Origin of the sequence: Vibrio sp. 10N.261.54.A5 (genome assembly GCF_041471145.1) — a bacterium.
GTDB lineage: Bacteria > Pseudomonadota > Gammaproteobacteria > Enterobacterales > Vibrionaceae > Vibrio > Vibrio crassostreae_C.
The window spans coordinates 106245-113801 of sequence record NZ_JBFRNU010000042.1 but is presented as its reverse complement, the minus strand read 5'-3'; the positions used below and the strand labels follow the sequence as shown (position 1 = coordinate 113801).

Annotated in this window: 5 protein-coding genes; 2 read left to right on the top strand and 3 right to left on the bottom strand. The window is 43.6% G+C overall.

Translation table 11 applies throughout. The features are described from left to right. Positions 1-340: 340 nt before the first annotated feature. The 3 genes from clpB to rluD form a co-directional block, all read right to left on the bottom strand. Positions 341-2914 carry an ATP-dependent chaperone ClpB gene (gene clpB / locus AB4329_RS13225; RefSeq protein ID WP_102398333.1) on the bottom strand — a complete coding sequence of 858 codons (2574 nt, stop codon included), beginning with the start codon at positions 2912-2914 and terminating at the stop codon, positions 341-343. Between the two features lie 142 nt (positions 2915-3056). After that, positions 3057-3797 carry a peptidoglycan editing factor PgeF gene (gene pgeF / locus AB4329_RS13220; RefSeq protein ID WP_065584732.1) on the bottom strand — a complete coding sequence of 247 codons (741 nt, stop codon included), beginning with the start codon at positions 3795-3797 and terminating at the stop codon, positions 3057-3059. Between the two features lie 2 nt (positions 3798-3799). Then, a complete protein-coding gene (gene rluD, locus AB4329_RS13215; RefSeq protein ID WP_017059364.1) occupies positions 3800-4774 on the bottom strand; it encodes a 23S rRNA pseudouridine(1911/1915/1917) synthase RluD in 975 nt (324 codons plus the stop codon). A 137-nt stretch (positions 4775-4911) separates the two neighbouring features. On the opposite strand from rluD, the gene AB4329_RS13210 reads away from it, so the two are divergent. Together AB4329_RS13210 and AB4329_RS13205 are read left to right on the top strand one after the other, a co-directional pair. Continuing rightward, positions 4912-5640 (top strand): outer membrane protein assembly factor BamD, encoded by a 729-nt coding sequence (locus AB4329_RS13210; RefSeq protein WP_017059363.1) that lies wholly within the window; start codon positions 4912-4914, stop codon positions 5638-5640. Between the two features lie 140 nt (positions 5641-5780). Beyond that, complete coding sequence (locus AB4329_RS13205) at positions 5781-7205, top strand: lytic transglycosylase F (RefSeq protein WP_346393666.1); 1425 nt, start codon at positions 5781-5783, stop codon at positions 7203-7205. Positions 7206-7557 lie beyond the last annotated feature (352 nt).

Below are 7557 nucleotides of genomic sequence, written 5' to 3'. Positions count from 1 at the left end.
TAAATTGTTAAAGAGCTTTACTTGTTGAGCCTTCCTTTTAGTAAGGAGCCTCTCGAAGTGGACGGCCATTCTAGCGGATTAGATTCCAGTGTCAAACACTTTTTCCAGCTAATTTTTCAAAGCATCTTAAATGCTTATCACCGTCTTGTTACTCAGTTCAAACCGCTTGGTTATCCTTGGCAACGGAGGCGCATTATAGAGAGAATAATCCTTTGTACAAGGCTAAAAACGAAAAAAAGCCGCCACCGGCGACCGTTCGAACACTATTCACACAAAGCGTTTAAAATAGGTACGATTAAGCCTTAATTTCGGCCAATCGTACCTACCGTTCTTACTTCAACTATTGGTGAGCAATAATGCGGTCGTTGTTTACTAATAGCTGCACTTTCTTATCTGGATTAATTTTTCCTGCCAGTATCGCTTTCGCTAACGGGTTCTCGACACTTTGTTGAATCGCTCTTTTCAAAGGTCGTGCACCATATACTGGATCAAAACCAACTTGAGAAATTAACTTGAGTGCTTTATCCGAAACTTCAAGCTCATAACCATTGTCTTCCATTCTCTTCTTAAGGTGCTCAAGCTGAATAGCGGCTATCGACTGAATGTGCTCTTGACCCAATGGATGGAACACCACGCTTTCATCAACTCGGTTCAAAAACTCAGGACGGAAATGTTTACCTACCACTTCCATCACTTCATTCTTTATTCCTTGGTAGTCGAGCGTATTGAAGTTCTCTTGAATTCTCGAAGAGCCAAGGTTGGATGTCATGATCACTACCGTGTTTCTAAAATCGACTGTACGACCTTGTCCATCAGTTAAGCGTCCATCATCAAGCACCTGCAATAAGATATTGAATACATCAGGATGCGCTTTCTCTACTTCATCTAGCAAAATCACTGAATAAGGCTTGCGACGCACTGCTTCTGTTAAGTAACCACCTTCTTCATATCCAACGTAACCCGGAGGAGCACCAACCAAACGAGCAACAGAGTGTTTCTCCATAAACTCAGACATGTCGATACGCACCATTGCATCGTCACTATCAAACATGAAGTTCGCGAGTGTTTTACACAACTCCGTTTTACCAACGCCAGTTGGACCAAGGAATAAGAAAGATCCAATCGGCTTGTTTGGATCAGATAAACCTGCACGGCTACGACGAATCGCATTCGATACCACTTCGACTGCTTCCGCTTGGCCAATAACTCGCTTATGTAGAACACCTTCCATGTTAAGAAGCTTCTCTTTCTCGGCTTCTAGCATTTTAGAAACAGGTATGCCTGTTTGCTTCGATAGCACGTCTGCAATTTCTGCATCAGTGACCTTATTACGCAGCAGCGTCATTTCTTGCATTTCAGCTTGAGTCGCAAGATCTAACTGCTTCTCTAATTCTGGGATTCGACCGTATTGCAATTCAGACATTCGGTTAAGATCACCAGCACGTCTCGCAAAATCCATATCCATACGAGCTTGTTCTAGCTCTGACTTGATGTGTTGCGTGCCAGAAAGCGCGGCTTTCTCTGCATTCCACACTTCTTCAAGCTCTGCGAAATCTCGTTCTTTGTCAGAAAGCTCTTCTTGTAATGTTCGAAGGCGTTTTTCACTGGCTTCATCATTTTCATTGGTAAGAGCTTGCTGCTCGATCTTCAATTGAATGATTTTACGCTCGAGCTTATCTAGCGACTCAGGTTTTGAGTCGATCTGCATACGGATACTCGAAGCCGCTTCATCAATCAGATCAATCGCTTTATCCGGCAGTTGACGATCAGAAACGTATCGATGAGATAGTGTTGCTGCAGCCACGATTGCTGGGTCGGTAATTTCTACATGATGATGAAGTTCATAGCGCTCTTTCAAACCACGAAGAATCGCCACCGTGTCTTCAACCGTTGGTTCATCGACAAGCACTTTTTGGAAGCGGCGCTCTAACGCTGGATCTTTCTCTATGTATTGACGGTATTCATCAAGAGTCGTTGCGCCAACACAGTGGAGTTCACCACGAGCCAACGCTGGTTTTAGCATGTTACCGGCATCCATAGAGCCTTCACCTTTACCAGCGCCGACCATAGTATGAATTTCATCGATGAAGAGAATGATATTGCCCTCTTCTTTAGACAATTCATTGAGGACTGACTTCAAACGCTCTTCAAACTCACCACGATATTTAGCGCCGGCAATTAAAGAGCCCATATCTAACGAAAGTACACGTCGGCCTCTCAAACCTTCAGGTACTTCATTGTTAATAATACGCTGAGCCAAACCTTCGACTATCGCTGTTTTACCGACACCTGGTTCACCGATAATGACAGGGTTGTTCTTGGTGCGGCGTTGAAGTACTTGGATAGTGCGACGGATTTCGTCGTCTCGGCCAATAACAGGATCTAGCTTGCCTTGCTCTGCTCTTTCGGTCAGATCAATGGTGAACTTCTCGAGTGCTTGGCGTCTATCTTCCGCATTCGGGTCATCGACCTTCTGGCCACCGCGGACTTGTTCAATAGCTTGAGATAATTTTTGCTCGGTAAGACCTAGCTCTTTAAGTAGGTTTCCTAAAGGACCTTTGTCTTCAATAGCAGCCAGTAGGAATACTTCTGAAGATATATAACTGTCTTGACGCTTTTGCGCGACCTTATCACACAGGTTAAACAGCGTTCCCATCGCATTCGATAGCTGAACGTCACCACCGATGCCACTTACTTTAGGCACTCGGTCTAATATTTCGCTCAATTTAGAACGCAATTGAACCACATCAATATTCAGCATGGTGAGCAATGGACGAATTGCACTACCATCTTGATTAAGCAAAGACACCATTAGGTGCACAGGCTCTATATATTGGTGATCACGACCTAATGCGAGCGACTGAGCATCAGATATCGCAATTTGGAATTTACTAGTGAATCGATCGAGACGCATGCCAACCTTCCTACTCTTAGATATGTTTATCTTATGGTTAGAAGATGGATACGGTAACGCGGATTTTCAAGGGATAAGAATGAAGAATAGAGCTGTTATAAAAATATAAATGAGCTGGATGACTGGTTGCACTAGTTAAAGGTTACTCTAACCAAATAAAAGTAGCTTGGCGTCCAGTAATACCATCACGACGATAAGAATAGAACGCATCGGCATCAGCGAAGGTACATAGATTAGAGTCTGTCACAGAAGTTACACCAACTTTGTTCAGTCGTTGCGTTGCAAGCTGAGACATATTCGCTAGCCATTTGCCTGGTTCAGCTTTGGCTTCAAATGCGAGCTTAGCTTGAGAGTCAAAACTAACGAAAGCTTCCAACACATCATCGCCTACTTCAAAAGCTTGTTTGCCTATTGCAGGACCAAGCCAAGCAATGATCTTATTCTCTGAACCTAAGTTTGAAAACTTTGCGACGGCATTTTCAAGAATGCCACCAGCAAGACCACGCCAACCAGCATGAACAGCAGCAACTTGAGTGCCTTTGGTATCAGTAAGGATTACAGGTAAGCAATCGGCTGTCATCGCAGAACAAACAACATCTTTAGCTGTGGTAAATGCACCGTCAGCATCAAGAATATCTGCCGTAGGGTGTAAAACCGTAACGACATCTGTTGAGTGAGTTTGATGTAGCCATACCGGAGCGGCAGGCATATTAGCGTGTTGCTTGAGCCAGGCTCTGTTGTTTTCAACAAGCGAAGCATCATCCCCAACATGCGTACCTAGGTTTAATCCTTGATACGCACCAGTAGAAAAACCATCAAAACGTGTCGAAGCAAATGCTTTCACGTTTTTTGGTGCATTCCAGTTAGGGATGATCATCGACATGATTAAATGTCGTCTTCCAAGTTTTCGCGCGCATCAACACGTAACGCTTCAGCCATCACGACCATGTCATTTGGCACAGGAGCGTGGAACTCAACTTCTTCACCTGTAATTGGGTGAACAAATTTAAGCATAACGGCGTGCAGTGCTTGGCGATCAAAAGAACGAATCATTGTTGTTAGTTCTTCAGATGCACCTTTTGGAATACGAGCACGACCACCGTATGCAACGTCACCTAGCAGCGGATGCTGAAGGTATGACATGTGAACACGAATTTGGTGAGTACGACCCGTTTCTAGGCGTAGACGAATACGAGTATGCTCGCGGAAGTGCTCAGCAACACGGTAGTGAGTTACCGCTGGCTTTCCTAATTCATTTACATCCATCAAGGTACGCTTAGTTGCATGACGGCTAATGCCTTTCTCTACCACACCACCAGCGGTCATTTTGCCAATTGCAATTGCTTCATATTCACGAGTAATACGACGCTTAGCAAGAGCACGCACAAGACGAGTTTGAGCTGGAACCGTTTTAGCCACAACCATAAGACCTGTTGTGTCTTTATCAAGACGGTGCACAATACCTGCACGAGGCACTTCTGCAATCTGTGGGTAATGGAAAAGCAATGCGTTTAGTATGGTTCCATCCGGTGTGCCTGCGCCTGGGTGTACAACCAGATCGCGAGGCTTATTGATAACCAATAAGTCATCATCTTCGTAGACAATGTTTAGAGGAATATCTTGTGCTTCCCAGCGCTCTTCATCTGCAAGTTCAGCTTGCAAGATGATCTCTTCACCGCCCAAAACCTTAACGCGCGGCTTTGTAATAACTTCGCCATCCACTTGGATTTTGCCGTCAAGAAGCCACTCTTTAATGCGAGAGCGAGAAAAATCGGTAAATAGTTCAGCGACAGCTTGGTCTAAACGTTGACCTAACTGGCTGCTTTTTACTGTGTCTGTTAATGTGATCTGCTGAGCCATATCGAACTTTTTTAAAAACCGTGAGACTAATACCCATTAGTATGGATAAAATAGAATAATTGCATCATTGTATCTGTTACTGGTTAGAAAGTAACGGAAGCTTACGAAATATTTAATTCAAGGAATCGACGCCTGACATGAAACACCTTACTTTATCGGGTCTATTAGCCGTATCACTCTTGGTTGGTTGTTCAAGTAGTGAAGAGATAGTGCCAGATGTACCACCATCGGTTCTCTACTCTGACGCTCAAGAATCACTGCAGAGCGGTAGCTGGCTTTCAGCAATAGAAAAGCTAGAAGCCCTAGACTCACGTTACCCATTCGGCGCCTATTCTGAGCAAGTACAGCTCGATCTGATTTACGCTTACTACAAAAATGATGACTTGGCACTTGGCCTCGCTACCATTTCACGTTTCCTACGTTTGAACCCAACGCATGAGAAACAAGACTGGGTTCTTTACATGCGCGGCTTAACGCACATGGCGCAAGACCGAAACTTCATGCACGATATTTTTAATATCGACCGTAGTGACCGAGATCCTGAACCAGTGAAACTTGCGTTTGCTGACTTCAAGCGACTACTCGAACGTTTCCCTAGTAGCCCTTATGCTGAAGATGCACAAAAACGCATGTTCGCACTTAAGAACCGCCTAGCAGAGTATGACTTAGCAACCGCTGATTTCTACCTACGCCGCGAAGCTTGGATTGCTGCGATCAACAGAACGCAAGAGCTGCAAAAAACTTACCCAGACACCATTGCTGCGCGTAAGTCTTTAGATATCCAGCTAAAAGCTTATCAACAACTCGGCCTAGATGATGCTGTGTTAAGAACAGAAAAGTTGATTGAGTTAAACCCACTACCTTAATCAAACCTCTTACATCTCAATCCTAAAAGCGCGCTAATTTACTAGCGCGCTTTTTTTCATCTACATATCGCAAACTTGATGGATCGCATAATACACGGTATCTTCAAAAGATAACTTTTAACAAAACATCAACATGGAGTGTGGATGTGAGTAGGTTGTTATTATTTATCTGGATATCGCTATTTAGCCACTTATCCTACGCATTAGAACTGTCTCCATTAAGCAATAAGCCTTACATGGGTGACTTGGATGTGCTCAAAACCAAAGGAACGGTTAGAGTGCTAGTGTCTGCCGATCTTGGTTTCTATTACATCGAGGATGGCAAGCCAAAAGGCATCGTGGCAGAAATGCTCTACCACTTTGAGAAAAGCCTTCGTAAGAAACATCCCTATCTCAATGTTCAAATCATCCCCGTGCAACGAGATGATCTACTTCCCTCTTTAGAGTCTGGCTATGGTGATGTCGCTGTCGCTAACCTAACGATCACCGATAAACGATTACGAACCATCGATTTTTCGGATCCGATGATTAAAGATGGTAAAGAACTCATTATCACAGGGAAAAAGGCCGAACCTATCACCGAAATCAAGCAATTGAGTGGCAAAGAGGTGTGGATACGAGCAAGCTCGAGTTACTTCGAGAGTGTACAAAGAGTTAATAAGGAGCTTAACGAGCTAGGTTTACCACCACTGCATGTCCACTTTATCGAGGAGTCATTACAAGACTACGAGCTGATAGAACTGGTTAACCAAGGTTATATACAAGGCACAATTCTGGATAACCATAAAGCCAAGCTCTGGATCGATGTAATGGAAAACATTCAAGTCCATAACGACTTACCTTTACGAGAAAATGGTCGTATTGCTTGGGCTTTAAGAAAAGACAGCCCTCAACTGAAGAAAGAGATAAACAAATACGTCAAGACCGCACGAACAGGCACCCTGCTTGGGAATGTCATCTACCAGAAATACATCGACAATACTCGCTGGTTAGGCCGAGCACTCAACCCCAATAAAGTAGACCGAGTAGCTAAACTCTCAGATGTCTTTGAAAAGTATTCGAGCAAGTATGAATTTGATCCTTTGATGATGTCAGCTCAAGGTTTCCAAGAATCAGGACTGGATCAGAGCCGGATTTCTCATCGCGGGGCTATTGGTGTGATGCAGGTATTACCGAGTACCGCCAAAGATAAAAACGTCAACATCAAGAACATCCATAAGGTGGATAACAACATCCATGCGGGTGTGAAGTATATGCGCTTTATCAAAGACCGATATTTTGACGACCCGGCAATATCACCCGACAATCAAATCTACTTTACCTTGGCTTCTTACAACGCTGGTCCTGCTAAGATCAGAAAGATGAGGAGCATTGCCAAGCAGAAAGGTTACAACCCAAACATCTGGTTTAAAAACGTAGAAATCATCACTCGCAAATACGTGAGTAAAGAACCCGTAACCTATGTTGCCAACATCAATCGTTACTTCGTAATCTATAAACAATTACAAGCTATCAATGCTATCCGAGAGGACGGCACAGCGAGATTACTGAACACTAACGACTAGGATCGCCTCCATCCCAGAGCTGGGGAGCCAAAGGTATTAGGTAAAGCTAAAAAACACAAAAGCCGCATAAGAATACTTATGCGGCTTTTGTTTATCTAATTCTGAAGAAGCTTATGTAGCGACCTATATTACAAGACCTATATCACAAAACACTATTGAGTAAATTTCAATCAAGTACTTTCCATAGGCTGTAGGACACCCCTAAAAACTGATTTAATTTTTAGCGAAGCCTTGCCTCCAAGTTATCGTTTTTCATAAGGATAACAAGCATTTTTCGCCAAAAAGATACTAAGACTTGCGTAAGATCACATTTGATTTTAATGCTTATCCCACCCAACCAAAACAAGATCTA

Coding starts and splice junctions, on each gene's coding strand:
- clpB (WP_102398333.1), bottom strand. CDS start 2,914: ATGCGTCTCGATCGATTCACTAGTAAATTCCAAATTGCGATATCTGAT.
- pgeF (WP_065584732.1), bottom strand. CDS start 3,797: ATGTCGATGATCATCCCTAACTGGAATGCACCAAAAAACGTGAAAGCA.
- rluD (WP_017059364.1), bottom strand. CDS start 4,774: ATGGCTCAGCAGATCACATTAACAGACACAGTAAAAAGCAGCCAGTTA.
- AB4329_RS13210 (WP_017059363.1), top strand. CDS start 4,912: ATGAAACACCTTACTTTATCGGGTCTATTAGCCGTATCACTCTTGGTT.